At 61.5% G+C, this 25,747-nt stretch carries 14 protein-coding genes and 1 tRNA gene; 13 read left to right on the top strand and 2 right to left on the bottom strand.

The window, feature by feature from the left end; translation table 11 throughout:
• Positions 1-135: 135 nt before the first annotated feature.
• The 10 genes from petA to KVT39_RS28225 all read left to right on the top strand — a co-directional run bounded on the left by petA (position 136) and on the right by KVT39_RS28225 (position 18,486).
• Positions 136-756: a ubiquinol-cytochrome c reductase iron-sulfur subunit gene (gene petA / locus KVT39_RS28270; protein ID WP_034183663.1), complete on the top strand. Its 621-nt coding sequence runs from the start codon at positions 136-138 to the stop codon at positions 754-756.
• Positions 756-2,138, top strand: coding sequence for a cytochrome bc complex cytochrome b subunit (locus KVT39_RS28265; RefSeq protein WP_111015465.1), 1,383 nt, complete (start codon positions 756-758; stop codon positions 2,136-2,138). Before petA ends, KVT39_RS28265 begins: the two co-directional genes overlap by 1 nt.
• Positions 2,139-2,159: 21 nt before the next feature.
• Positions 2,160-2,918 (top strand): cytochrome c1, encoded by a 759-nt coding sequence (locus KVT39_RS28260; RefSeq protein WP_105391627.1) that lies wholly within the window; start codon positions 2,160-2,162, stop codon positions 2,916-2,918.
• Between the two features lie 94 nt (positions 2,919-3,012).
• Positions 3,013-3,624, top strand: a complete 612-nt coding sequence (locus tag KVT39_RS28255; RefSeq protein ID WP_006400565.1) for a glutathione S-transferase N-terminal domain-containing protein — start codon at positions 3,013-3,015, stop codon at positions 3,622-3,624.
• 71 nt (positions 3,625-3,695) lie between these two features.
• A complete protein-coding gene (locus tag KVT39_RS28250; protein ID WP_175750208.1) occupies positions 3,696-4,217 on the top strand; it encodes a ClpXP protease specificity-enhancing factor in 522 nt (173 codons plus the stop codon).
• Between the two features lie 19 nt (positions 4,218-4,236).
• Positions 4,237-4,312: transfer RNA gene (locus KVT39_RS28245), tRNA-Thr, on the top strand.
• 964 nt (positions 4,313-5,276) lie between these two features.
• Positions 5,277-6,983, top strand: a complete 1,707-nt coding sequence (locus tag KVT39_RS28240; protein WP_217590713.1) for a ShlB/FhaC/HecB family hemolysin secretion/activation protein — start codon at positions 5,277-5,279, stop codon at positions 6,981-6,983.
• Between the two features lie 77 nt (positions 6,984-7,060).
• Positions 7,061-7,972 carry a hypothetical protein gene (locus KVT39_RS28235; RefSeq protein WP_217590712.1) on the top strand — a complete coding sequence of 304 codons (912 nt, stop codon included), beginning with the start codon at positions 7,061-7,063 and terminating at the stop codon, positions 7,970-7,972.
• Between the two features lie 71 nt (positions 7,973-8,043).
• A complete protein-coding gene (locus tag KVT39_RS28230) occupies positions 8,044-17,535 on the top strand; it encodes a hemagglutinin repeat-containing protein (RefSeq protein ID WP_217590711.1) in 9,492 nt (3,163 codons plus the stop codon).
• Positions 17,536-18,126: 591 nt separating this feature from the next.
• Positions 18,127-18,486 (top strand): hypothetical protein, encoded by a 360-nt coding sequence (locus KVT39_RS28225; RefSeq protein ID WP_217590710.1) that lies wholly within the window; start codon positions 18,127-18,129, stop codon positions 18,484-18,486.
• A 293-nt stretch (positions 18,487-18,779) separates the two neighbouring features.
• Here the strand turns inward: KVT39_RS28225 and KVT39_RS28220 are convergent, their stop codons facing one another.
• Positions 18,780-19,871 carry an IS5 family transposase gene (locus tag KVT39_RS28220; protein ID WP_217590709.1) on the bottom strand — a complete coding sequence of 364 codons (1,092 nt, stop codon included), beginning with the start codon at positions 19,869-19,871 and terminating at the stop codon, positions 18,780-18,782.
• 35 nt (positions 19,872-19,906) lie between these two features.
• Here KVT39_RS28220 and KVT39_RS28215 point away from each other — a divergent pair, with 35 nt between their 5' ends.
• Both KVT39_RS28215 and KVT39_RS28210 read left to right on the top strand, forming a co-directional pair.
• The gene (locus KVT39_RS28215; protein ID WP_217590708.1) at positions 19,907-20,377 is read left to right on the top strand and encodes a hypothetical protein; all 471 of its coding nucleotides are present in this window, start codon (positions 19,907-19,909) and stop codon (positions 20,375-20,377) included.
• Between the two features lie 719 nt (positions 20,378-21,096).
• On the top strand, positions 21,097-21,300 hold the full coding sequence (locus tag KVT39_RS28210; RefSeq protein ID WP_034183744.1) for a hypothetical protein: 204 nt from the start codon (positions 21,097-21,099) through the stop codon (positions 21,298-21,300).
• 59 nt (positions 21,301-21,359) lie between these two features.
• Here KVT39_RS28210 and KVT39_RS28205 read toward each other — a convergent pair whose 3' ends face one another.
• Complete coding sequence (locus KVT39_RS28205) at positions 21,360-22,160, bottom strand: cystine ABC transporter substrate-binding protein (protein ID WP_034183669.1); 801 nt, start codon at positions 22,158-22,160, stop codon at positions 21,360-21,362.
• A gap of 369 nt (positions 22,161-22,529) precedes the next feature.
• Here KVT39_RS28205 and KVT39_RS28200 point away from each other — a divergent pair, with 369 nt between their 5' ends.
• Positions 22,530-25,709, top strand: coding sequence for a type VI secretion system Vgr family protein (locus KVT39_RS28200; protein WP_217590707.1), 3,180 nt, complete (start codon positions 22,530-22,532; stop codon positions 25,707-25,709).
• Positions 25,710-25,747: the final 38 nt, after the last annotated feature.

Raw genomic sequence — 25,747 nt, 5'->3', positions numbered from 1 at the left:
GGGATAACCCTTAACTATCAAACACTTCGAAGGGATTTTCATCTCCGGGCCTTGTAAATGACGACTCCATTCGAGCAAACTAGCGGCGGAATGGAAAGTCGTGACGGAAAATCCAACTCAGAAGTGGGGCGTGTGATGCGAGACAAGGAAGAGAAACGCGTCGACAGCGGCCGCCGTACCTGGCTGATTGCGACATCCGTAGCAGGTGGCGTGGGAGGCGTAGCCACCGTCATACCTTTCGCGGCGTCGCTTGCGCCGTCCGCGAAAGCGAAAGCGGCCGGTGCACCGGTCGAGGTCGACATCAGCAGCCTGAAGCCCGGCGAGATGGTCACCGTGCCGTGGCGCGGCAAGCCCGTCTGGATCCTGAATCGCACCGATTCGATGCTGGCCGACGTGGTCAAGGCCGACAAGGAAGTGGCCGATCCGACCACGAAGTCCCCGTATTCGATGCCGTTGCCCGCGTATTGCGCGAACGAATATCGCGCGCGGACCGATCGCAAGAACATTCTCGTCGTGATGGCCGTATGTACGCACCTCGGCTGCACGCCTAGCCAACGCTTCACGCCGGGGCCGCAGCCGAACCTGCCGGACGACTGGCCGGGCGGTTTCCTGTGCCCGTGCCACGGTTCGACCTACGACCTCGCCGGCCGTGTGTTCAAGAACAAGCCGGCGCCTCAGAATCTCGACATCCCGCCCTACATGTTCACGTCGGCGACGACCCTCGTGATCGGCAAGGACGAGAAAGGAGAAGCGTGATGGCCGCCGACAACAAGGAAGTCTCCACGACAGGTCTCACCGGCTGGATCGACCAGCGCTTCCCGCTCACGTCCACGTGGAAGAAGCACGTTTCCGAGTACTACGCGCCGAAGAACTTCAACTTCTGGTACTTCTTCGGCTCCCTCGCGCTGCTCGTGCTCGTCAACCAGATCGTCACGGGCATCTTCCTGACGATGAACTACAAGCCCGACTCGACGCTCGCGTTCGCGTCGGTCGAGTACATCATGCGCGAGGTGCCGTGGGGCTGGCTGATTCGCTACATGCACTCGACCGGTGCGTCGATGTTCTTCGTGGTCGTCTACCTGCACATGTTCCGCGGGCTGCTGTACGGGTCGTACCGCAAGCCGCGCGAGCTCGTGTGGATCTTCGGCTGCGCGATCTTCCTGTGCCTGATGGCCGAGGCGTTCTTCGGCTATCTGCTGCCGTGGGGCCAGATGTCGTTCTGGGGCGCGCAGGTGATCGTGAACCTGTTCTCGGCGATCCCGTTCGTCGGCCCGGACCTGTCGCTGTGGATTCGCGGCGACTACGTCGTGTCCGACGTCACGCTGAACCGCTTCTTCGCGTTCCACGTGATCGCGATTCCGCTGGTGCTGGTCGGCCTCGTGATCGCGCACCTCGTCGCGCTGCACGAAGTGGGGTCGAATAATCCGGACGGCATCGAGATCAAGGCGAAGAAGGATGAGAACGGCATTCCGCTCGACGGCATTCCGTTCCATCCGTACTACTCGGTGCACGATTTCCTCGGCGTGTGCGTGTTCCTGATGGTGTTCGCGCTGATCGTGTTCTTCTCGCCGGAGATGGGCGGCTACTTCCTCGAGGCGAACAACTTCGTCCCGGCGAACCCGCTGCAGACGCCGCCCGAGATCGCGCCGGTCTGGTACTTCACCGCGTTCTACGCGATGCTGCGCGCGACCACCGACCCGTTCAAGATCGTGCTGATGATCGTGATCGCGGTGCTCGGCGTGCTTGCGCTGATCCGCGCACGCGGCAAGTGGAAGGCCGGGCTGCCGGTGCTGGCCGCGGCGATCGTCGTGTTCATGTACCTGACGGAGTCGAAGTTCTGGGGCGTCGTCGTGATGGGCTCGGCGGTGATCACGCTGTTCTTCCTGCCGTGGCTCGACCGCAGCCCGGTGAAGTCGATCCGCTACCGGCCGCTGTTCCACAAGGTGTTCCTCGGGATCTTCGTCGCGGCGTTCCTGACCCTCGCGTTCCTCGGCACGCGGCCGCCATCGCCGGCTGCGACGCTGATCGCGCAGGCCTGCGCGCTGATCTACTTCGCGTTCTTCCTCGGCATGCCCGTCTGGACGCCGCTTGGCACGTTCAAGCAGCCGCCGGAGCGGGTGCGCTTCAAGCCCCATTAATGTGAGCGAGGAGAGAACGACATGAAGAAACTGCTTTCGACACTCGCGCTGATCGGGGCGACCGCGTGTGCGCTGCTGGCGGCGCCGGCCGTGCGGGCGGAAGGTAATTTTCCGCTCGACCGGGCGCCCGATAACACGGAAAATCTCGTTTCGCTTCAGCACGGCGCGCAATTGTTTGTAAACTATTGCCTGAACTGCCACAGCGCGAACCTGATGCGCTACAACCGTCTGACGGATCTGGGCATATCCCAGAAGGAGATCGAAACGAATCTCCTGTTCACGACCGACAAGGTCGGGAACACGATGTCCGTCGCGATGCGGCCCGAAGACGCGAAGAACTGGCTCGGCACCTCGCCGCCCGACCTGTCGGTCGTGGAGCGCGCGCGCGGCCGCGACTGGCTGTATACGTATCTGCGGAGTTTCTACCGTGACGATACGCGGCCGACCGGCTGGAACAACGCGGTGTTCGAGAACGTCGGCATGCCCCATGTATTGTGGCAACTGCAGGGGCAGCGCATTGCCAAATTCGAAGACAAGACGGACGAGGAGACGGGCGAGAAGGTCCACACGCTCGTCGGCTTCCAGCAGGTCACGCCGGGGACACTGTCGTCGCCGGACTACGACGCTGCGGTTGCCGACCTGGTGGCCTATATGACATGGATGTCCGAGCCGGCCCAGCAGACCCGCAAGCGCCTCGGCGTGTGGGTGCTGGTCTTTCTCGGTGTCCTGACTTTCCTGGCCTGGCGGCTCAATGCCGCGTACTGGAAAGATATCAAGTAAACACGCCTGACCGGCGTGGGGCCGGCGCAACGCGGAACCCGTGAAAGGGGTTTCGCCGCGTGCCGGCCCTCGGCTTTTTTGAGGAAACGCAAATATGATGGTTCTGTATTCCGGCACAACTTGCCCGTTCTCCCAGCGTTGCCGGCTGGTGCTGTTCGAGAAGGGCATGGACTTCGAAATCCGTGACGTCGACCTGTTCAACAAGCCGGAAGACATTTCGGTGATGAACCCGTACGGTCAGGTGCCGATCCTGGTCGAGCGCGACCTGATCCTGTACGAATCGAACATCATCAACGAGTACATCGACGAGCGCTTCCCGCATCCGCAACTGATGCCGGCCGACCCCGTGCAGCGCGCACGCGCGCGCCTGTTCCTGCTCAACTTCGAGAAGGAGCTGTTCGTTCACGTCAGCACGCTCGAGAACGAGAAGGGCAAGGCAGCGGAGAAGAATCACGAGAAGGCACGCCTCGCGATCCGCGATCGCCTGACGCAGCTCGCGCCGATCTTCGTGAAGAACAAGTACATGCTCGGCGAGGAGTTCTCGATGCTCGACGTCGCGATCGCGCCGCTGCTGTGGCGTCTGGATCACTACGGCATCGAGCTGTCGAAGAACGCTGCGCCGCTGATGAAATACGCGGAGCGGATCTTCAGCCGTCCGGCCTATATCGAAGCACTGACGCCGTCCGAAAAGGTCATGCGTCGTTGATGATGCAATGAAGGCAAGACGGAGCGGGCGGCGCGGCGTGCCGCGCGCCCGCTCCGGGTTCGAGGATTGTGATGCAAGAGATTTCAACGAAGCCTTATCTGCTGCGCGCGTTGTACGAGTGGTGCACCGATAACGGTTACACGCCGCATATCGCGGTGAGGGTCGACAACTCGACGCGCGTGCCGCGTCAGTTCGTGCGTGACGGCGAGATCGTGCTCAACATCAGCTTCGAGGCGACGAGCCAGTTGCAGATGGGCAACGAGTGGATCGAGTTCACAGCCCGGTTCTCCGGGAAGGCGCACAAGATCGAGATTCCGGTTGCCAACGTGCTCGCGATCTATGCGCGCGAGAACGGGCAGGGGATGGCGTTCCAGGTCGATGCGGTCGCGGGCGAAGGTGAGGATTCGGGCACGTTCGACGATGAAGCCGCGCAGGCGGATGATGTGCAGCGCGACGAGTCTTCGGCTGCGCTGACGCCGGTGGCAGACAGCGGCGCGAACGAGGAGCCGTCCGAAGGTGCCGACGAACCGCCGAAAACCGACGGCGACGGCTCGAAAGGCGGCAGCAGACCTCGCCTCAAGATCGTGAAATGAGGTAGAATCTCGCGCTTACGCCGGCTTAGCTCATCTGGTAGAGCAGTTGATTTGTAATCATCAGGTGGCGGGTTCGAGTCCTGCAGCCGGCACCAATAAAGTCAAAGGGTTACGAGATTCTGTCTCGTAGCCCTTTGTCGTTTCTGGCTTCGTGTAGGCATTTTCCGTCAATTCAGATGCCGCCACCCGCCCAGGGCCTTCCATCCATGCCGTTACGTGCGCACTAGCTGGTGACTGCGACTCTCGGGGATATCCGGTGACGTCGGCCAACTCAGGCACCCTATCGACGCAACCCGTCCGCCCCCTCCGTTACCATCTGCGTAAAACGCAGAGGCCAAGTCGCTGGTATCGCCCAAAAGTGTCGACAAGGCGGCATGACCGGCAACGAAGACAAGGACGATCGCGATCAGCGCGGCGGTGTGCGAAGTGGGTGGGATTCACGAAAACCCTCGAGCGGTGCTATGTGGAAATTCGTCAGTGGGGGCGCGCGTGCATAGCCATCATGAGGCGAGCTTTGGCGGTAGGCCGATCTCATGTTGTAAATTGGATACACGCGAGCGGAAATGGAATCGCATAGTTGCAACGAGGCGCCTCGAAAATTGATGGTTGCATCAAATGTCAATCCGGTTTATTTGAGATAGTAGTTGGTTGTTATCCACTTCGTGGTTTTATGAGATATTTTTCGATCCTAGGTTTGGTGGTGGAAATACTCGCGAAGGGCTGTAAATTGCGTGTGTTTTTTGGAAAGTTGTAGAAAAATCAATGGCTGGATCGTTGTCGGTAGATTCGGAGAGAGGCATGCCCCCGGCGGGTTGCGTAGAGTCTCAATGTTTTATTTCTATCTGAAATTATTTATTGCAAAGTGTCAAATTTTTATTTGTTTTAGAGTCGATTGACGATTTTTTCCTTGTTGGAGCGGGCGTTTATGAAAAGGTGTCCGGTGTTGAGGCAGCACTGATCGACAGGTGATCTAATGCCGACCTTGCAGTTTCTGACACTGTGCTTGCAAGTATTTCGATAAATTACGGCGCGAGAGACCAATCATTACGCCGCTAACAAGTGAAGAAACGAGAAACTTCGGCAGCGTTGATTTCGGCGTTGGCGAGCGTTTCTGCGCTAGCCCAAGGCGTTCCGCCATCCGAAACTACGTCCGGCCCACAAATCCAGCGTTTGCAGCAGCAGCAACTTGAGGCCACCAAGGAGCTGAATCCACGCCCCAATGTGTTGACGCCGACTGGAGAGAAGACTTCGGTACCCAGCGTCACGAACCTGCCGCTCGATAATCCGTGTTTTCCGATCAAGGAAATCGCGCTGGAGGACAACACGTTCGGCTGGCTCGTGCGTTTCCTTCAGCCGGTCGTGGGCCAGTGTGTCGGCAAGACCGCACTCAAGCAGATTCAGGATGCTGCCAATAATGCGCTGATCGATCGCGGTTACGTGACATCTCGCGTTCTCGTGCCGACGCAATCGTTGCAAGCGGGCACGTTGACGCTGCGTGTCGTTCCGGGACGCATCAGCGAGGTCCGAGCCGACAAGCCCACGATTGGCTGGTTGCGCGCGGCGCTGCCGACTTCAGGCAGTGCGCTGTTGAACCAGCGCGATATCGATCAAGGGCTGGAGAACCTGCGTCGTCTGCAATCCCAGTCCGATGCTACGTTCGACATCGCGCCCGGTCTTAATCCGGGAGACTCCGAACTCGTCTTTCACCCCGGAACGGGCAAGCGCTGGCATGCCGTTATCGGTACGGACAACGCGGGCCTCGATTCGACGGGCAAGTACGAACTGTCCGGCTCGTTCACGTTCGATTCGCCGTTTCATCTCTACGACCAGCTTCAAATTGCCGGCACGACGAATGCGAACTTTGGCGCATCGGACAAAGGCAATCAGTCGGTGTCTGCTAACTATAGCGTGCCGGTTGGCTATGCGATGCTGACGTTGAACGCGAGCCGCTCCCGCTATAAGCAGACGGTGGCCGGCTTCGATGCGCCGATTGAATACAGCGGCGTGCAATCGCAGCTTCAGGCCGGCCTGTCGGGTGTGATCTATCGAAACGCACACGCGCGTACGGAGATCCACGGCAACCTATTCCACAAAATCAGTCGCAACTCGCTGGATGGTGTCGACCTTCCCGTGCAGCATCGCGACATCATCGGCTACGAGCTCGGCATCGCACATCGCCAGTACATCGGCAATGTTGTCCTCGACGGCTCGTTTGCCTGGCGCGCATCGCTGCCGGGCTTGTCCAGTAATTCGGGCACGGTGGTTGGCACGCCCGACTTCGACGGCAAGACGCAGATCGAGCTGGCAAGTCTCAGCGCCCAGGTTCCTTTCAAGATCGGCAGTCAGACGTTCTCGTACCAGTTCGGCTGGAACATGCAGAACGCGCGTACGCCATTAACCCCTTCCGACTATTTCACGATCGGCACGCGTTACGCCGTGCGTGGCTTCGATCAGCAACTGACACTGGCTGCCGAGAGCGGTTGGGTGGTTTCCAACGAACTCGACTGGTACGTGCCGACGCCTGTCGGCACGCAGGCGCTCTATGCCGGCGTCGATGCCGGGCGCGTGCGAGGGCCCGCTGCACAGTACCTGCTCGGCGAAACACTGGTCGGCGCCGTCGTCGGCGTGCGCGGCAATCTCGCACCGAAGAACGTGCTCGGTGCCGCACTGAATTACGACGTGTCGCTTGGGTTCCCGTTGTCGAAGCCGCAGGGCTTCAAGACGAGTTCGCCGACGCTGCTGTTCCAGGTCAGCACATTGTTCTAAGCGTAGCTGGGGAGACCGAGCGGGTGTCGATCTCGACTCGGTGTCTTGTTGATCGTCAATCAGAAGAAGGAAGGACTATGCAGCACCTGTACGAGAAGCGTCGGCTTTTGCAAGCCGCGACGGCAACGTTTGCGGTGGTGGCAGCGATCGGATTGAGCGCATGCGGTGGCGGTGACGACGGCGGTAGCGGCAGTAGCGGCAGTAGCGCCGCATCAAATGGCACGTCATCGACCGGAGCGCCGTCGGGGAGTGCGTCTTCGTCGTCGACGATTCGGGTGGAAGGGCAATCGCAATCGATCTCGAGCCAGGTTTCGACGGTCCGCATTCTGATGCCGCCCGCATCGTGGAACGGTGGGCAGATGCCGAACGGGAATTACACGCTCAGAGCCCTGACCCAGCCTACCGCGACGCTCAAGGAGCAGGCACCGGGTGCCTATGTCGCGATTCCGTATGACTCGTCGGGCACGATCAAGACCCTGACCAAAGGCATCGTGACGGACCTCGCTGGCAATGGCGCCATCGCACTCGGCCGCTGGGCCGACGGTGCGGATTCTTCGGGGGCTGCATATAACGCCAACCAGGGGCAAGTATGGGCAATCGGTGTGCCGGTTGCGATCGACACGACCTCGCCTGTGCAAATGCAATGCTCGCTGGCCTTCGCAACGCGTCCGACGTCGGCGGACGGCAATACGGCCCCGGGTTCGCTGAATGGCGCCGCGGCGACCCTGACGACCGGTACCGATACCTTTGGTAATCCGGCCATCAACTACACGCTGAATCTGCAGTACTCGATCGGTAGCGACCAGAACCAGTCGTTCGTCGGAACCTCTGCGATTGGTCTGACGGAGCTGAGCTCGAAAACCAAATCGACTCTGATGAGCACGGTCATGGGCACGGACGCGAAGCAGCCGTATCTGGTGGTGTCGTACGGCATCCCGGCCGCGACGACGGGCAACATCAACGGCTTGGTGGCACTGAGCTGCAAGTAACGTGAGTGGGGGCGGTCATTCGCGCGATACGTGGACGGCCGGCCTGACATGCATTCAAGAATAAAACGATTATGAATTCCGGAATCTTTCGCTTGGTCTTCAGTGCCGTGCGCGGCATGCTGGTAGCGGTTGACGAATACGCATCGGCGCACGGGGGCGGTGAACGCGCTCGCGTGCGGCGAGCCACTCGACCTATGTCGACGGATTCCGGGATCTCGATCTGGTTTGCGGCACGCGCAACCGCGTTTGCCGCACTCTGTACGTTCGGCATGCAGCCGCTCGTCGCCGAAGCGCAGGCAACGCTGCCGATCACGCCCGATCGAAGCGGTCCGACCCATCCGGTCGTCGGCGTGTCTGCATCGGGCGTACCGCTTGTCAACATTACTGCACCGAAGAACGGCGTCTCGCTGAACAACTTCACGCAGTACAACGTCGGGACGAAGGGCGCGGTGCTGGTCAACAGCGGCCGGGATTCACAGACGCAGCTCGCCGGCTGGGTTCAAGGCAACCCATTCCTTGGCAACAACTCGGCGCGCGTGATCGTCAACCAGGTTACGTCGGGTAACCCCAGTCAACTGCTCGGGCCGACCGAGATCGCGGGCAATCGCGCGAATCTCGTGATCGCCAATCCGGCAGGCATCACCTGTGCGGGTTGCGGATTTTTGAATGTTCCGCGTGTGACGCTGACGACCGGCGTGTCGACTTTCAATCCGGATGGCACGTTGGCCGGTTTCAACGTGACGCAGGGGCAGATCGGCATCGCCGGTGCAGGGCTCGATGCGCATGGCAGTGCGATCGACCTGATCGCGCGCGCGATGACGATCAACGGCCAGGTGTGGGCGGATTCGATCAACGCAGTGGCGGGTGCGAACCGGGTCGACTATGCGAGCAACACTGCGCAGGCTCAGACCGGCACCGGCGCAGCGCCGGGCGTCGCGATCGACGTGCAAGCGTTGGGTAGCATGTTTGCCAATAGCGTCCGGATGATCGGGACCGAGGCCGGCGTGGGGGTGCGAGATGCCGGTTCGGTCACGTCACTGACCGGCGATATTCAAGTCTCGAACAACGGCGATGTGACGATTGCGCCGACGGCGCGTCTTCAGTCGTCCGCGAACACCCGGATCGATGGCACCAACGTCGCCCAGCAAGGCACGATTGTCAGTACGCAGACCACCGATCTGAACGCGTCTCAGGCATTGTCGAACGCCGGAACGATTTCGTCGGGCGGCAACACGAACCTGACAGCCGCCACGTCGTTCAACAATAGCGGGCAGGCATACGCGGGGGCAGATTCCGCAGGCAATCTCGTCGGTGGTGGCTCGGTGACGGCGCGCGCTGCGAACGTGACGAGCAGCGGCACGCTGGCAGCGGGCGATAACGTCAATCTGTTCGCAAACGACGTCACGCTCGACCACGGGACCGTGAACGCGACCAGTGCAGTCAACGTCACGACGAATGGCACGTTGTCGAACGTCGCCGGCACGATGAGCGGTCAGAATGTAACGCTGAGTGCGGGGCGACTCGTTAACGACTCAGGCGTTATCAGTTCGCAGAACCTGGCAAACGTGACCGCGCAATCGGTTTCGAACCGGTCCGGTACGTTGGCGGCGGATGCGCTGTCCCTGAACTCGGCTGGCGCGCTTGACAATACGCAGGGGCACATGACTGCGCGCACGGCGCAGATCGCTGCAACCGACCTCACGAACGTGGCGGGCGAGATCGGCACCTCGACGGGTGCGTTGACATTGACGGCGACCGGGAACGTGTCGAACGACAACGGGAAGATCGCAGGTGGCAATGGTCTCACGCTGACGGCGAATACGGTTTCTAACGCACAGGGCCAGATTGGCTCCGTATCAGGCAATACCTCGCTCGACGTCACGCAATCGCTGAGCAACGCAAACGGCACGCTTGCGTCTGGTAACGACCTGACCATCCACACGGCCCGTCTCGACAACTCGGCCGGATCGGTCAGCGCACACGCCGCACAGATCACCGCGGCCGATGTCGTGAATACAGGCGGCAAGATCGGCACCACTGCCGCACTGAACGTGGCGGCGACGGGCGCCGTCTTGAATCAGTCGGGCTCCATGGTCGGCGGCAATGGTCTGTCGGTGACGGCAAACAGCATTGGCAACGCGGCGGGCACGATCGGATCGGCCGCTGGCGACACGACGCTGCGTGCGACGCAGTCCCTGACGAACACTGGCGGCACGGTGAGTTCGGCCAATGCGCTTGTCGTTGCAAGCGACACGATCGACAACACGAACGGCAGTATGACGGCCGTGCACGGTGCGCAAATCCAGACGGGGGACCTGGTCAATGCGGGCGGCCAGATCGGATCAACGTCGGATGCATTGTCGCTGAATGCCACGCGCACGCTGTCGAACGACAGCGGCAAGCTGGTGGGGGCGACCGGGTTGTCCGCAACCGCAGGCACGCTGAGCAACCGTGCCGGCCAGATCGGTACGTCCACCGGCGACATGGCGCTGACCGTCTCTCAGGCACTCGACAATACCCAGGGCAAGATTACCGCAGCTGGCGCGCTGAATACGCAGGCCGGTACGTTCGACAATTCGCAAGGCACGGTGTCGGCGGATGCGGCGAAGCTCACTGTAGCAGGCGCATTGACGAATGCAGGCGGGACGATCGCGGCGACACACGACACGACCGTGGCGGCGCAGACCGTGTCGAACCACGGTGGCACCATCGGTTCGGTTTCCGGCGCGTTGGCGGTGGCGACATCTGGCACGACGGACAACGCTGGCGGCAAGCTGCTCGCGTCGGGTGACACGACCCTGACCAATGCGGGATTGCTGAACTCGGGCGGCACGATCACGGGGGCGAACGTCACGCTCGCGTCCGGACAGGGGGCGATCGACAACACGCTCGGTAAAGTGGCGGCAAGCCAATCACTGACGAGCCGGTCGGGTGCGTTTGATAACCGGTCGGGGTTGGTTCAGGCAACGGGAGCGGTTGACATCGATACGCACGGCCAGACGTTCGACAACGGCGTACTGGCAGGGCAATCCACGGGCGGTCAGGTTCTCGGCAATGGCGTCACGCTGGCAACCGGAGCGCTGAACAACGCAGGTGGTGCCATCTCGTCGAGCGGTGCGGCGACCGTCAATGCCGCATCCGTGACCAACGATGCGGGTTCGCTCGTGGCGGACGGTGCATTGACCGTACGGAGCGCCGGTACGGTGTCGAACGTGGCCGGCCAGATCGGCGGCAACCGGGATGTGACGGTGTCCGGTACGATGGTCGACAACACGCGCGGGGCCATGCACGCGAGCGGTGCGCTGTCGGTGACGGGCGATACGATTCGCAATGCGCAGACCGCCAATTCGACGTTGCCGACAACGGCAGGCGTGCCGGGGCTGACTGCAGGGATGGAGGGCGCGAGCGTTACCCTTAACGCCAACCAGACGATCGACAATACGTCCGGTTCTATCCGCGCTGACAAGGATGCGAAGCTCACCGCACCGACCATCGACAACACGTCGGGCGGCATCCAGTCGAAAGGCTCGGCAACGTTGACGGCATCGAATACGCTGGTCAACAGCCAGGGCGACATCAATGGCGGTCAGCAACTGGCGGTCTCGACAGGTACGCTCAACAACGACGGCAAGCTCCAATCGGCGGGCGACGTCAACGTAACGACGCAAGGCAATCTCACCAACAATGGGCAGATCGTCGCGGGTCATGATCTGACGACGACTGCCAGCGGCGCGCTCGACAACAGCGGCACACTGTCGGCCGGCAATGTTGCCAATGTGAACGCCAATTCCATTCGGAACCGCGCGACGGGCGAGATTTTCGGTGGGAGCGCTACGAACGTCCACGCGAACCAGTCGATTACGAACGAAGGTCTGATCGATGGCGGTACCACGACGGTGACGGCGGGGGACACCATCACGAATGTCGGTGGACGGATCTACGGCGATACGGTCGCAGTGGGCGCGAACACGGTTGTCAACGACCAGAACGCCCAGGGCGTCGGTGGCGTGATCGCTTCTCGCGGCAATCTCGACATTGGGGCGCAGACGCTCAAGAACCAGAACAACGCGCTGATTTACGCGAGCAACGACATTCGCGTCGGCGGCGCGCTGGATGCGAACCATCAGGCAACCGGCAGCGCGCAGACCGTGACAAACAACGGGGCGCAGATTGATGCTGGCCGTGACATCACGATCGGCGCGTATCGGTTCGAAAACCTGAACTCGAACTTCCTGACCTCGACCGTCACTACCGACAGCGGCAACCAGCTGTGGTATCAGGTCCCGGGCTCGACCGAGAAGATCGATCCGTCGACCGTTTACCTGTACCAGAAGAACAGCCAGGAGATTCATCCGGGCACGGATTACCAGTGGGCGCTGGACGACGACCAGAAATTCATCTTGCTGCCGTCGACGAAGTATCCGTTCGCCGAGTACGCGAAGTACACGATGAACGGCGTGGCTGGCAAAATCGACAACACGGCGTACACCGCCAATTACTTTGGCTCGGGGGCGGCGGCGGCACAGACAGGTGCATATCGTACGGTACCGGCCGACATTTGGACGACGTTCGGTGTGGCGCCACCACCCGACGCAAACCCGGCGTGGGTCACGCAGGGGCCGTTCGCCATGACGGCGCCCGCCGCGCTAATTTTCGGACGAAGGGGCGTCGGCAGCGACTGGTTTTCCATCAAGGCCCCCACTGAAGCGGACGTAACGGGTGCAAAACCGAATCCCTTCGATCCGGCGAGCCCGTCGTGTCTGACCTCGACCAACGCGGCATGTGCGCCTTTCCAGCAGTGGTACAAGGAGACCGTTGCCGCCTATCAGAACCTGAATCAGGCGCTGGTCGGGTATAACGCTGACGTGGCGAGCCGCCTCGTCCAGACGTACACCGTTTATACGGCCAACGTGACATCGACCAAGGATGTTGTTACGGCTTCGCAACCGGGCACGATCACGTCTGGTCGTAGTATCACGATCAATACCGTCTCGGGCGTCAACGACAAGAGTCAGATCGTGGCCGGTGACGGTAACAATCCGAAAAACGTACAGAACATCGGTGCGCAAGGCACGGAAACGTTCACGGGTTCAGGTCAGGCGATCTATACGTGGGTTCAGTCTGGCGGTGCGTTCAGCGGTGACGAGCGAGCAACCAGTTCGACCCCCTTCATGCCGGCCATTCCGGCGCAGACCATCGATCTGCCGGTGGTGCTGAGCGATCCGAGCAAGCCGTCAAATCCGATCAAGAGCGTGGCGGTAGCGACGTCCGTTGCGCAGGGCGCAAGCGGTACGGGCGTGACGCCGGTGGCGGACAAGGATATTGGCGGGCAATTGCTGGTCGGCTCCGGCGTGTCTGGTGTCGGTGCGGGGAACGTATCGGCCGTGAAGGCCAATGTGGGCGATGTCGTCGTGCGCACGGTGACGCCGAACACACGTTTGCCCAACAACGCGCTGTATCAGGTCACGAGCGACCCCGGTAGCCACTTCCTGATCGAGACGGACCCGCGCTTTACCGATTACCGGAAGTGGCTGTCGAGCGACACGATGCTGGATGCGCTCAAGGTCGACCCGAATACGGTTCTCAAACGCATAGGCGACGGCTTTTACGAGCAGCAACTGATTCAGCAGCAGATTATCCAGACGACCGGCCAGCGTTTCATCGGCGACTATACGGACAACCAGAGCGAATATCAGGCGCTGATGGCGAATGGCGTGAAGGCGTCGCAGCAGTTCGGGCTGAACGTAGGCACCGCGCTGACCGACGCGCAAATGGCCGCGCTGACGAGCGACATCGTCTGGCTCGTGAATCAGACGGTGACGTTGCCGAATGGTAGTCAGCAGACGGTGCTGGTGCCGCAGGTGTATTTGCACGCGAACGCGGCGGACGTGACTGGCGAAGGCACAATCATCTCCGGCAAGAATGTCACCATTGATTCGGATGGTGCGTACAAGAACTCGGGCACGATCGCCAGCCGCAACGTCACGATCATTCACGCCGATTCGATCGACAACAGCGGTACGGTGTCGGGCGGAACCGTGCTCGCGAGTGCGAACCAGGATCTCAATAATCTCGGTGGATTGATTCAAGGCAATACGGTGGCGCTGTCGGCGGGGCGCGACCTCAACCTGACGAGCACGACCAGTTCTGCGAAGGCTGCGAATGGCAGTGCGACCGGCATCGATCGTGTATCGACGGTCAATGCGGGCACGCTTCAGGCTGTTGCCGGTCGAGACCTGAACGCCAACGCGGCTGTAATTGCAACGACCGGCGATGCAGTGCTGGCCGCGAACAACGACGTCAATCTGAACGCGGTTCGCCAGAGCAGCCAGGACGCGGTGAAGTGGGACGCCCGCAATCACGCCGAACACTCGGCGTCGAGCGACACGGGCACGCAGATCGCAACGGGTGGCAACTTGGCGATTGCGGCTGGCCATGACGTGAATGCGACGGCAGCTTATGCGAATGCGCAGGGTGCGATTGGCATCAGCGCCGGGCACGATGTCAACCTGAAGGCCGGTGAACAGAGCGCGAGCGCGAACGACGAGCACTATCACAAAGAAAACGGCTTCCTGTCGTCTAAATCGACGCACACGATCGATTCGAGCAGCTACACCAATGCGGTGGGCACGACGTTGTCGGGCAGCACGGTTGCGGTGCAGGCTGGCAACGACCTGACGGCGAAGGCCGCAACGATCGCTGCAACCAACGACGTGAGCCTCGCCGCAGGACACGACCTGACGGTTACGACGGCGGACACGGCCTCGAGCGAATATCACTACAAGGACGTGAAGAAATCCGGCCTCGGTAGTGCAGGCGCCGGAATCTCGTATGGCACGAACCAGACGATAGATACCAGCCGCGATACGGTGAAGGGTTCGCAGGGCAGCCTGATCGGCAGCACGGACGGTAGCGTGTCGATGGTGGCTGGCAACAAGCTGCATGTGACGGGCTCCGACATTGTCGCCGGCAAGGATGTGACGGGCGTCGCGAAGGAAGTGACGATCGATGCGTCGCAGACGGATCGTCATCACGAAGAAACGCACGAGGTGAAGAGTTCGGGTTTCACGCTGGCGGTGAAGTCGCCGGTGATCGATGCGATCCAGAACGTGAATCAACAGGCGCAGGGCGCGGGCGGTAGTCAGGACGGACGGGCGGCAGCACTGCATGCGATTGCGGCGGCGGGCGGCATGGTCGATCTGGTCGGCGCAACGGGCAGCATGACGAATGCGCTGAACGATCCGAAGGGCAAGGTCGAGGCGAAGGTCGAATTGAGTTTCGGCTCGTCTCACAGCAAGTCGACGTTCACCGAGAACAGCACGCAGAACAACGGCAGCAGCGTGAAGGCGGGCGGTACTGCCGCGTTCGTCGCAACGGGTGACAAGAACGCCGGACAGGGTAACGTGACGATCCAGGGATCGGACGTGACCGCGAAGGATGTGTTGTTGCAGGCGACGAACAAGGTCAATCTGGTCAACAGCACGGATACCGACAGCACGCGCAGCACGAACGAGTCGAAGAGCGCGAGCGTGGGCGTGTCGTACGGCACGGGCGGGTTCGGCGTATCGGCGTCAATGTCGCGCGCACACGGCGATGCAAACTCGGATGCAGCGACGCAGAACAACACGCACGTCAACGCGAGTAACACGGCAACGATCATCAGCGGCGGCGACACCAATATCATCGGCGCGAACGTCAATGCGAACAAGGTGATTGCGGATGTAGGTGGCAACCTGAATCTCGCGTCGGTGCAGGATACGAGCCATAGCGAGGCGCACCAGAGCAGTTCTGGCGGTGGGTTCAGTGTCAGCCAGGGCGGTGGAAGCGCGAGTTTCAGCGCGCAGAGCGGTCATGCGACCGGCAACTACGCTGGCGTGAACGAGCAGTCGGGTATTCAGGCCGGGGACGGTGGATTTGACGTGACGGTCAAGGGCAACACGGACCTGAAGGGAGCGTACATCGCGAGCACGGCGACGCCTAACAAGAACCAGCTGATGACCGGAACGCTGTCCTTCTCGGACATCCAGAACCACTCGGACTACAACGCCAGCAGCGTCGGCGTAAGCGCGGGCGGCGGCATCGGCGACGGCGGCAACAACTATGCGACGCACGGGCCGACGAACACGAACGGCAAGAACACGGGCGGCGCGTTGCCGCTGTATGTGAGCGAAAGCGGCAGTAGCAGCGCGACGACGCGAAGCGCGATCAGCAACGGCAGCATCACGATTACCGACAAGGCGGGTCAGAAGCAGGACGTGGCGACGCTGAACCGGGACGCGATGAACCTGAACGGGACGGTGAGCAAGAACCCGGACCTGCAACAGGTGCTGTCCAGTCAGTCGGACTTGATGAACGCGGCGACGGCGGCGTCAGAGACGATCGCCAAGCAGATCGGCGATTATGCGGACAAGAAGGAACGAGCCGCCCGCGACGCAGCCGCTGCGACCGATGATCCGGCGCTCAAGGCGCAGTACTTGCAGGACGCGAAGAACTGGGCCGAAGGTGGCGACAATCGTGTTGCGCTGCATATTGCGGGCGGTGCGTTGACGGGTGGCCTGACGGCTGGCGGACTGGGCGCGGCTGGCGGTGCGGCGGGTGCCGGCGTATCGGCGAAGCTTGCGCCCGAACTGACGGAAATTGCGCAGTCGATCAAGGATGCTGGGCCGACCGGCAACAAGAATGTCGACGAGCTGCTGGGTAACGTAACCTCGAACCTACTGGCCGGTGGGGCCGGTGCGCTCGTCGGCGGTGGCACGGGTGCGTTGACTTCGGCGGCCGTGGATCGGTTCAACCGGCAGTTGAATCAGGACGAGAAGAAGGCGATTCACGACAAGGCGAACGGCGACAAGAAAGAGGAAGAGCGCCTTACGCGTGCCGCTTGTTATGCCGTCAAATGCTGGGCGGAATATGCCGTAGGTAGCGATGACCGAAACAAGAATTTTGTGAGCGAGGTTGAAGCGGCGTCGCTTACCAAAGAATTCGACTGGATGAGCCAACAGAAGAGTTCGGGTCTATTCGAATATACTTTTCTGCAGAAAAGTGGCGACGCCATCAAGAACGATCCGGTGGGTGTGGCAAAAGATGCGACTAAAATCGCCCTTGGTGGAATGACGGCGAAGACTGGTGCGGCTCTTTGCACGAGTGGTATTGGATGTGCCGTCGGTGGCTGGATGACCACGTTTGGATTGAGTGAAGTCGTAGAAGGCGGTAGCGGCTTGTATAAACGCTACAACGGAATCAGCGAGCCGGGAGATAACCCATTGCGCTGGGGATTTAACCAACTTTCTCCGCAATGGGGAAGCGCCGTGTATGACGGAATTAATTTTGGAATGGCCATTCTCGCCTTGAAGGCTCCGGTACCTTTGAACGTGGGCGTTGCTGATGGATTGAATCGGCCGGTTTCTATGTTTGGCGTAACCGTTCCGCGCATTAATAATGTAAATTTGCTTCCTTTTCTTAAGCAGCCGTGGCCATATGGTACGACGCAGGGGTTTTTGCTTTACGGCGTTGGTTCGAAGGGGGCAGCCGTTGTCAACGACATTCGAGGTGGAGGTGAAAAGTGAACTGGCGTAGATTATATGCAACGTCTCAAATTTTTTTCACTGTATGCCTCGCATCTTCAGTCGGTGCTGGCTGTTGGTCCTTCCTTGTATCCGGACTATGCCGCATTGCATTCAAAATGGATGACACTATAGCGCTACTTTCAATTGGATTGCCGTTATTCATTATCTTGTTCTTCGTTTTTGCGAGGCACCTGCCAAAGCCGCTGCGCAAGGCAGGGCTGTTGAGTGATGACCCGGAGAAGTTCGGGCCTTGGTTCAAGTCATGACCACTGTGGCGAGGTTATGCTAGTAGCGTAGTTGGATAGAGGTCAATGCATTCTGGCTCAAATAACTATCACTTCCACAATCTGCTTGAGGAAATTCTTATCGTGGTTGTGCTGAATATGGGCGAATATTTGGCGAACGCGGTCATTTGATCCATCAGTCTGCGGGTTTCAACCTATACGGGTGGCGGTCAGCCACTGTATGTGAGCGAGAGCGACAGCAGTAGCGCGACCCGCGAAAAGCGCAATCAGTGCTGGCAACATCACGATCACGGACAAGGCGAACCAGAAGCAGGATGTAGCGACGCTGAATCGTGACACGTCGGGCTTGAATGGCGCGGTCGGCAAGACCCCGGATCTGCAACAGGTGTTGAGCAGCCAGTCGGATCTGATCAACGCAGCGCAAGCGGCGTCGGAAGCGATCGCGAAGCAGATTGGTAGCTATGCGGACAGGAAGCGGGACGAGGCACAGACGAACGCGAATAATGCGACCGATCCGACGCTCAAGGCACGGTATCAGCAGGCAGCCGACAGTTGGGCCGAAGGCGGGGACAACCGTGTTGCGCTGCATATTGCCGGCGGTGCGTTGACGGGCGGGTTGACCGGCGGTGGCTTGGGTGCGGCTGGTGGAGCGGCAGGTGCGGGCGTGTCGGCGAAGCTCGCCCCGCAACTGAATGAAATCGCGTAGTCGATCAAGGAGACGGGGCCGACCGGCAATGCAAATGTCGACGAGTTGCTCGGCAACGTGACCTCGAACCTGCTCACTGGTGGGGCCGGGGCGCTTGTCGGCGGTGGGACGGGGGCGTTGACTTCGGCATCCGTAGATCGATTTAACAGGCCGTTGAATTACTGTCCGTCCTGACGTATTTTCCCTTCCGCCGTTCACGACGATCACCGCGAAGCGTTCGATTTCGGCTCGCTCTGCCGATTTCAATGCGAATGGATCAACGTCGTGGGCTTCCCGGTGCCCACTCTGGTACCTCAGGCGCTCTGCGGGCGCAACGCGGCCAGCGATCTCAACCGCGTCAGGTTGTAGGCTGCCATCGTCAGAGTCAGCAGTTGGTCCACTTTCTCGAGACCACGAACCATGACCTGTCGCAGCGGGCCTATCGTCTTGCCCCAGCCGAAGCACTGCTCAATGCATTTCCGTTTGCGCTGGCTCAGCGCGTAGCCCAGGTGCCGCGTCGTGCGTTTATCGATCGCGCTGCCGCCGCTGCGTTTCGTGTTCCGCGCCACATGCGGCGTCACGTTCGCGTCCCGGCAAGCCTTGATGAACCCGCGCGTGTCGTAACCCTTGTCGGCCCCGACCGTGATGCGTCGATCTGGTCGCGCGACGTCCTGCAACATCTCGGCGGCAACGTCGCGTTCGGCTCGGCCATTCGCCCGGCTGGCCTGTACATTGACCACCAGACCGTGCCGATTGTCGGTCAGCACATGACCGAGATAGCTCGGCAGCGCCGGTGCAACATTGCTCTTTCGGTACAGGCGGCTGTCACCGTCGCTCTTCGATTCATGCGTTTCGTTGCTGCGCGGCTGGCCGTGCCAGTTGCCTGGCGGCCGGTCGTCGTCGCTACCATCTTTGCGACGGATGCTCTTATGGCTAGCCCAGGCCTGAATCAGTGTGCCATCGACGCTGAAATGTTCGCCCGACAGCAGGCCCCGTTTCTGCGCCGTTTCCACCGTCGCGTTGAACAGCTCCGTCACCGCGTCGAATTCCAGTAGCCGATCCCGGTTCTTGCTGAACACCGAGTGGTTCCACGCCGTTTCCTCGATCGACAGGCCGACGAACCAACGGAACAGCAGGTTGTACGAGATCTGCTCAACCAGTTGCCGCTCGCTACGGATGCTGTACAGCACTTGCAACAGCATCGCCCGCATCAGTTTCTCAGGCGCGATGCTCGGTCGGCCTCCCTTCACGTCGACTTCGTACATCGCCGAGAACTTCGCATCCATCTTCGACAGTGCTTCGTTCAGCCACGTCCGGATCTGGCGCAGCGGATGCGCCTGCGGAACAAATTCCTCTAGCCTCACCGTGCTGAACAACGATTCGTTGTAACCGTCCGCGCCTCGCATCTGCCTGCTCTTCCTTGATCTCGGGAGCCTACATCGTGCAGGACGGACCGACGTATTTCAACGGTCTGCTAGGTGGCGCATCGATTAAAGCCGAACGATTGAGCGTGTTCGGGATTGTGACAGGATTGGCGAGCCTGCTCGGACTGTATTTCACTTTGTACTCCCCTTTTGCAAAACAGAAATATGCGTCTTGGGGTTCGCTGTTTTTCTTTTCAATGGTTATCGGAGCGATTTCATGGGTCTTGGTCGTTGCACTGCGTCGCCGTCGGTTTGAGCCAGTGAGCCGAAGGCACTTCGTGGAGCTGGGTGCGAAAGGGCGAATACACCTCAGTACCTTCGCAGCTACATGTCCCTGGTGTCATTCGCATATGAATTTGCGTAGTGTCGGTCCGCGCGAGGGGCCTCGACATAACGAATTCGTGTGCGAGCGCAACCCCACGCAACACCGGATCTTGCTTGATCCGACGATGCTGCCGGAGATTGATGAAGAGAGGTGCGAAGCTTAGCGACACGATGAGCAGTACCACACCACTAAAGCGCACGCGCAGAAATTCTGATGAAGCATTTTCGCTTCTGCGCGAAATCGCGGGCAACCGTGGGCTCACGCTGCTGACCGAGCAATGGAACGGTGCGCAATTTGCCTACCTGTTTCGCTGCGCGTTCGGCCATGAATTCACGCGTATCGGCACGGTTGCGATGCGCGGTACGGTATCGTGCCTGGAGTGTGAGCGAAGAAGGGTCGAGCAACGATTTCGAGAGGCGCTGGGTAAGCTCGGTATTTCATGCCGAGAGGGGCACTTTCTCGGTCAAGAGGTGCGACAGCACTTCACATGCAGCCAAGTCAGGGATGCCGCTCGGGCGTGCGGTGAACGTGGTCGTGCGCTGCATGCGCCATGCGGGAGAATCGGCACGCAGCGGCATTCCGTATTCGGTCGATCCGCGCTGACGGGCGCGAAACGGAACGCGGGAAAGCGCGCGCCGTTGCGCCCCCGTTTTGCTGTCACGGTCGCGTCACGATGCGCCCATAAGGTTGCACGTTCCCGTCTTGGCGGCATCGCCGGAACCGGGGCGTGCGCAACCTGCTTCCGACGACGTGCCCGCGTCGCAGGCGGGCAACCGGGATCTCGCTCCCGGCGGCGCACCGTCCATGCCCCCCACCATTTCATTCGAAAGCAGGATCGACGCCGATTCGAACCGGATCGCGAACGATCAGGAGACCTGGACCATGTTGAGTCCGCATGAATTCTCGATGCTGCTGCGCATTGCGCGCGCGCCTGACAGCGTCGATCAATCGAATCAGGCCTTCGCCGTGCTGGTAGAAAAGCGGCTGGTCGTCGATACGCAGGTGCGCATGAGCGCGGTAGCCGTGCGCCCGGCGCTGACGCCGATCGGCCAGATGCTGCTGGCGCGCTTCGACGAAGCGGCCTGAGAGGAAGCGTCACGCCTTCATCGAGACGAAGGGCGTGACGCATCGAAACGCCGAACCGCTTACTGCGCGACCGGCACCGTCACGTCGCTGCCGAACCAGTGCATCGAGATCTTCTTCAGCGTACCGTCCTTTTGCAGCGAAGCCAGCGCGTCGTTGATCGCCTTCTCGAACTTCGGGTTGCCCTTGCGGAACGGGATCGCCATTTCCTGCTTGCCGCCGTTCAGCACCGCGCCCGCGCGCAGCGGCAGGTTCGACGTCTTGATCATGTACGGCAGCATCAGGCGATCGTCGAGCGTCGCCTCGATCCGGCCCGCGGCGAGGTCGCGCAGCTTCTCCGGCGCGCCCGGATACGTCTGCACCTCGATGCCCGGCACGGTGCGCGCCATCTGGTCGTAGTTGGTGCCGAGCGTCACGCCGAGCTTCTTGCCCTTGAAATCGTCGAGCGACTTGAAGTTGCGCGTGTCGTCCTTGCGCTGGATCAGCTGCGCGGCCGAGTACGTGTACGGCTGGCTGAAGTCGAGCACTTCCTTGCGCTGCGGCGTGATCGTGACCTGGTTGACGATCACGTCGAACTTGCCGGCCTGCAGGCCCGCGATGATGCCGCTCCATTCGGTCGGGATGAACTGCGTCTTCACGCCGAGCTTGCCGGCGACCGCATTCGCGACGTCGACGTCGAAACCCTCGAGCTGGCCCGACGTGCCGCGCGAGTTGAACGGCGGATACGTACCTTCGAGGCCGACGCGCAGCACGCCGGCTTTCTTCACCGAATCGAGCAGGTCTTCAGCGTGCGCGGCGACGGCCGTGAAGCCGAGGGCCGACGCGAGCAGCAGGCCCGACAGCAGGAACTTCGAACGTTTCATCGCAGATCTCCAGTGTTCAGTACGGTGTTGTGGTGAGCGCCGGGCGCCGGCCGGCCCCGGTGGGCCGCAATACGGGCACGTAGACACTACTCGCAACCGCGCCGCGCCGAAAGTCGAATTGGCCCTGATTGCAATCGATTTCATGGGGAGAGGCGACTGACTTCCAGTGGCATGGGCAGAAATCGGCTCGGCTGGGGCGAGCAATTCGGTGAGCAGTCCCGCTCGGATATTTTCCGATTGCACTCGAAATGTTCTTTTAAATCAGGTCATATTTCGGGTTCGCGCTGTAATTTGTCTGTAAAATCGCGCGAGCGGAATCAAATGCCGGCGCCATCCGAGGGCGCGTCAAAAGAAGAAAAGGCCGTAGTCATGAACATGCAGAACACAATTGCCGCATTGCGCGGCGGATTGCTTCAGCAGGACCGGCTGCTGAAGCTCGACACGCCGTTGGGGGCCAATGTCCTGACCGTGCAGCGGGTGGTCGGCCGTTCGCGCATCGGGCGCGCGTACGAGTTCACGCTCGACGTGCTGTCGACCGATAGCGATCTGGAACTCAAAAAGCTGATCGCGCAGCCCGTCACGTTGTGGATCCAGCAGGGCGACCGCAGCTACCGGCCGATCAACGGATACGTGCATACCGCGCGCCGGCTGGGTGCCGACGGCGGGCTCACGACCTATCAGCTCGCATTCGCCGATTTCACCCATTTCCTGAAGTTCCGCCGCGATCAGCGGCTCTGGAACGACACAACCGTCGACCAGATCATCAGCGACGTGCTGAACAAGCATCCGCAGGCGCAGGGCCATTTCCGCTTCGCATTGTCGAAGCCGCTGCCGAACCGTTCGTACACGCGCCAGCACGACACCGACTGGCATTTCGTGCATCGGCTGATGGAGAACGAAGGGCTCTACTGCGCATGGCAGCAGGCCGACGACGGCAAGTCGCATACGCTCGTGATCACCGACAACCTGCAGGCGTTCGCGCCGCTGTCGCCGGAGGCCGTGCGCTTCTATCACGGCGGCGCGGCCAGCGAGGCCGACGCGTACACGCAATGGTCGGGCACGCGTACGCTGCAGAGCGTGACGCGCACGACGCGCACGTTCGACTACAAGAATCCTTCGCAGCCGTCGAACCCGAAAGGCACGTCGCTGCCGACGATGGGCGGCCAGGGCGAGTTGCCCGATCAGCTCGAAGTCTACGAGTACACGGGCGCTTATACATACCTGGACCAGACGCGCGGCGACCATCTGACGAAGGTCAGGATGGAGGAATGGGAGTCGCAGGCAAAGCGCTTCCATGGCGCGGGTGGCGTGCGCGCGATCGATGCGGGCAGACGCTTCACGCTGACCGACCATCCCGAGCACGATCGCGATCCCGCCGATCAGCGCGAATTCGCCGCGATCGAGGTGGCGTGGTGGATCGAGAACAACCTGCCCGTCGCGAGCGACGGCGCGGACTTTCCATATAGTCTGCGCGAGGCATTGACGCAGGTGCAGGAGCGCTACGGCGCCGATCCCGCATTTCGCGTGCCGCACGATGATGGCTCGACCGGCTTCTATCTCGTCGAAGTCGAAGCGCAACGCGCGAGCGTGCCGTATCGCAGCCCGTTCGAGCATCACAAGCCGGAGATGCATCTCGAGACGGCGATCGTCGTCGGGCCGCAGGGCGAGGAAGTCTATACGGACGCGTTGAACCGGATTCGCGTGCAGTTCGTGTGGGACCGCCTGAACCCGGGCAACGAGAACGCGTCGTGCTGGGTGCGCGTCGTGCAGTCGGATACGGGTGGCGGCTACGGCGGCGTGCACGTGCCGCGCATCGGCGAGGAAGTGCTGATCGACTACGTCGGCGGTGATTGCGACCGGCCGCTCGCGGTCGGGCGCGTGTATAACGGCGCGAACCAGCCGCAGTGGCATACCGACGGGATCCTGTCCGGATATCGGTCGAAAGAGTATTCGGGCGGCGGCTACAACCAGCTCGTGATGGACGACGCGACCGGGCAGAACCGCGTGCAGCTGATGAGCAGCAGCGCGAACAGCCTGCTGCATCTCGGCTACATCATCGACCAGAGCGGCAATTCGCGCGGCTCGTATCTCGGCAGCGGGTTCGACCTGCGCTCGGATGCGTACGGCGCGGTGCGGGCGAGCCAGGGCCTGTACGTGACCACGCATCCGAAGGCGGCGAACAGCCAGCCGCTCGACGTGAAGGAGGCGCAGCAGCAGCTCGTGACGGGCGAGAGCCTGGTCGAGGCGATGTCGGGCGTGAGCGAGCAGCATCAGGCGGAAAGCCTGAAGGACGCGCAGGACACGATGCGCGCGTTCACGGACGCGACGCAGGACAGCGCATCGGGCAGCGCCGCCGGAGGACGCACGGCAGGCGGCGGCACGGGCAACGCGAACGCGTTCAAGGAACCGGTGATGCTGTTCGGCAGCCCGTCGGGGATCGGGATGTCGACGCAGCAGTCGGTGCATGTGGTCGCGAACGATCACGTGAACGTCGCGAGCGGGCAGAGCGTGCATGTTGCGGCAGGCAAGTCGCTGATCGGCAGCATCGGGCAGAAGCTGAGCCTGTTCGTGCAGAACGCGGGGATGAAGCTGTTCGCGGGCAAGGGCAAGGTCGAGATCCAGGCGCAGTCGGACAACGTCGAGGTGACCGCGCAGAAGGCGGTGAAGATCGTGTCGGCGACCGACCGGATTGAAATCGCGGCCGATCAGGGAATCTTGCTGACGAGCGGCGGCGGGTATATCCGCATTCAAGGCGGGAACATCGAGATTCACACGCCGGGTGCGGTGGATGTGAAGGGCGCGTCGCATACGTTCGCTGGGCCGGCGAGCATGGGGTATCCGTTGCCGAGCCCGCGGCCGGATCAGCCGGGGCAGCTGGAGTTGTTTCACAAGTACGTGAACGGCGAGGCGGTGAAGGGCGGGTTGTTCACGGTGAAAGACGTGAACGGCGCGGTGCTGAAGAAGGGCGCGCTCGACAACAGCGGCTACACGGTCGTGAGCGGGCTGCCGCCCGGTGCGGTGCGTGTCGAGTTCGGCAAGGACCCGCGCGAGTCGGATCAGCCGGCGAACTACTTCAAGCAGGCGAAGTGGCCGGCGGAGCCCGTCGAGCCGTCGCCGGAAGCCGCGCAGGCCACGGCGACTGGGCAGCTTGCCAGCCAGTTGCAGGGGATGACGCCTGCAGCGGCAACGGCTGCCATGGGGCTCGTGAGCGGCGGTGGCGCAGGCGCTGCGCTGGGCGGGCTGGCGAGTTCCGCGTTGCCGGCTGCGGCGACTGCGCTCGGCGGCGCGGGCGTGGCGTCTGCGTTGCAGACGGCTTCGAGCCTGAGCGGTGCCGCGAAGCAGGTGGCCGGGATGGTGCAGGCTGCACGGCAAGGCGGGCTCGCGGCGCTGGCCGCGCCGGCGGCGAACGCAGCATCCGGGGCGCTGCAGGGCGCATTGCCCGGTGTCGCGGGGATTGCGGGCAAGGGCGCGACGACGGTGGCGTCGGCGGCCGGTGCGACCGGCATGAAGCTGCCGACGAGCGGGTTCGGCGGACCGCTGAAATCCTGAGAGGGCGGTGCATCAACCGTCAAGAACAACTAAATCGC

The sequence above is a fragment of the Burkholderia sp. GbtcB21 genome, assembly GCF_019091065.1.
GTDB classification, from domain to species: Bacteria; Pseudomonadota; Gammaproteobacteria; order Burkholderiales; family Burkholderiaceae; genus Burkholderia; species Burkholderia pyrrocinia_C.
Note: the sequence above shows the minus strand (reverse complement) of the source record. Positions and strands in the feature narration are given on the sequence as shown.

Excerpts from the sequence above, each read along its gene's own strand:
- KVT39_RS28265 (WP_111015465.1), top strand. The coding sequence starts at position 756 with ATGGCCGCCGACAACAAGGAAGTCTCCACGACAGGTCTCACCGGCTGG.
- KVT39_RS28205 (WP_034183669.1), bottom strand. The coding sequence starts at position 22,160 with ATGAAACGTTCGAAGTTCCTGCTGTCGGGCCTGCTGCTCGCGTCGGCC.
- KVT39_RS28255 (WP_006400565.1), top strand. The coding sequence starts at position 3,013 with ATGATGGTTCTGTATTCCGGCACAACTTGCCCGTTCTCCCAGCGTTGC.
- petA (WP_034183663.1), top strand. The coding sequence starts at position 136 with ATGCGAGACAAGGAAGAGAAACGCGTCGACAGCGGCCGCCGTACCTGG.
- KVT39_RS28220 (WP_217590709.1), bottom strand. The coding sequence starts at position 19,871 with ATGCGAGGCGCGGACGGTTACAACGAATCGTTGTTCAGCACGGTGAGG.
- KVT39_RS28250 (WP_175750208.1), top strand. The coding sequence starts at position 3,696 with ATGCAAGAGATTTCAACGAAGCCTTATCTGCTGCGCGCGTTGTACGAG.
- KVT39_RS28230 (WP_217590711.1), top strand. The coding sequence starts at position 8,044 with ATGAATTCCGGAATCTTTCGCTTGGTCTTCAGTGCCGTGCGCGGCATG.
- KVT39_RS28260 (WP_105391627.1), top strand. The coding sequence starts at position 2,160 with ATGAAGAAACTGCTTTCGACACTCGCGCTGATCGGGGCGACCGCGTGT.
- KVT39_RS28235 (WP_217590712.1), top strand. The coding sequence starts at position 7,061 with ATGCAGCACCTGTACGAGAAGCGTCGGCTTTTGCAAGCCGCGACGGCA.
- KVT39_RS28210 (WP_034183744.1), top strand. The coding sequence starts at position 21,097 with ATGTTGAGTCCGCATGAATTCTCGATGCTGCTGCGCATTGCGCGCGCG.
- KVT39_RS28200 (WP_217590707.1), top strand. The coding sequence starts at position 22,530 with ATGAACATGCAGAACACAATTGCCGCATTGCGCGGCGGATTGCTTCAG.